Source organism: Enterobacter cloacae complex sp. P6RS (assembly GCF_014982245.1).
Classification (GTDB): domain Bacteria; phylum Pseudomonadota; class Gammaproteobacteria; order Enterobacterales; family Enterobacteriaceae; genus Enterobacter; species Enterobacter bugandensis.
The window spans coordinates 977-2,598 of the sequence record NZ_JADCLB010000053.1 but is presented as its reverse complement, the minus strand read 5'-3'; the positions used below and the strand labels follow the sequence as shown (position 1 = coordinate 2,598).

Genomic DNA, 1,622 nt, shown 5'->3' with positions numbered 1-1,622 from the left:
TAATGTTAAACCCTCTTACAGGATCAGTGTTATGGTTTCGCTTTGCTCTGCTGGGTGGTGTCCAACCAGACGTGATGCAGCTTGTTGCAAGTGCTTGTTGCACATTAGTTCTCATGGTCATGGGTTATTACTGTTTTGTACGCTATGAGATGGGGATAACAGATAAAGAATGATCATATTTCAAAATGTATCTAAATGCTATCCTCGAGAATTTTTGGCAGGTAACACATTAAGAGCAGCTCTTTCTTTTCGTAATAAACAACATGCTTATTCGAAAGAAAGTGTAACATCGCTCCATGATATTAATATCAGAATCAATCAGGGAGAGGCTGTAGGTATTTTGGGACGTAATGGCGCAGGCAAGTCGACGTTACTAAAGCTTTTGACACGCGTAAGCAGACCCAGCAAAGGGCGTATTTACGTTGATGGAAAGATTTCATCTTTGCTGGAAGTTGGAGCTGGTTTCCATCATGATCTTAACGGGCGTGAAAACATATACTTAGCAGGAACCATATTAGGCATGTCCAGAAAAGATATTCGTAAAAGATACGATGAAATTGTACATTTTTCAGGTGTAGAACATGTTCTTGAACAGCCTGTCCGATCGTATTCTTCTGGCATGTTCTTGCGCTTAGCTTTTTCAGTTGGTATCCACTTGCCGAGTGATATATTAGTTATTGATGAAGCGTTTGCTGTTGGTGACAGAGATTTCCAAGTGCAGTGTTTCGAGAAAATTACATCGTTCAATCAGTCTGGAGGTTCATTGATACTAGTGAGCCATGACGAAAGTCAGTTAAGAAAAGTCTGTCAGAGAGGATTGCTCCTGGAGTATGGCCGTCTGAAATATGACGGTGAAATAAACGCAGCGATCGACTGTTATTTATCTTAGTAGGTAATATTATGCATTTTTTAGCTCATCGTGGCCTATGGAAAATAGGCAGCGATAAGAACGCTCCTTACGCAATTTTACGTGCATTAAAAAATGGTTGGGGTATAGAAACAGATGTCCGAGACTATTGTGGCAAACTGGTTATAAGTCATGACATTCCTTTACAGACAGGATTTACTCTTGAAGCGCTTTTTGCTGAGTATAAAGCAATGGATGCTTCTTCGATACTTGCTCTAAATATCAAATCAGATGGTCTGGCTCTGCATGTTAAGGAAATGCTAATAAAATATGGCATATCAAATTATTTCTGCTTTGATATGTCGGTTCCGGATACCATCGCTTATATGCGGGCAGGTTTAAAGGTAGCGAGTCGCATTAGTGAATATGAACCTGAAGGGCTTTTGACAGAGCTTACTAACACAATTTGGTTGGACGGGTTTAACTCATCTGGTCTTAATATTGAATCATTACTACGCTGGCTTGATGATGAAAAGTCGGTATGTGTTGTTTCACCAGAATTACATGGACGCGATCCCACACCCTTATGGTCTGAATTGAAATGTATTCCCCGAAGGTCATTGTTACTCTCGAATATTATGTTATGTACCGATCTACCGGAGCAGGCGCAGGAGTTTTTCCGTTGAAAAGAATATCAGGTATTATTTTTGACATGGATGGAGTATTGATTGATGCCCGGGAATGGCATTATCTAGCATTAAATGACGCTCTGAGG

At 40.3% G+C, this 1,622-nt stretch carries 2 protein-coding genes; both read left to right on the top strand.

The window, feature by feature from the left end:
* Positions 1 to 214: 214 nt before the first annotated feature.
* Positions 215 to 889 (top strand): ABC transporter ATP-binding protein, encoded by a 675-nt coding sequence (locus INF73_RS21790; RefSeq protein ID WP_227414417.1) that lies wholly within the window; start codon positions 215 to 217, stop codon positions 887 to 889.
* Positions 890 to 900: 11 nt separating this feature from the next.
* A complete protein-coding gene (locus INF73_RS21785) occupies positions 901 to 1,533 on the top strand; it encodes a hypothetical protein (protein ID WP_193547326.1) in 633 nt (210 codons plus the stop codon).
* Positions 1,534 to 1,622 lie beyond the last annotated feature (89 nt).

What these genes read in the sequence shown, in the direction of transcription:
- INF73_RS21785 (WP_193547326.1), top strand. Translation starts at nt 901, where the DNA reads ATGCATTTTTTAGCTCATCGTGGCCTATGGAAAATAGGCAGCGATAAG.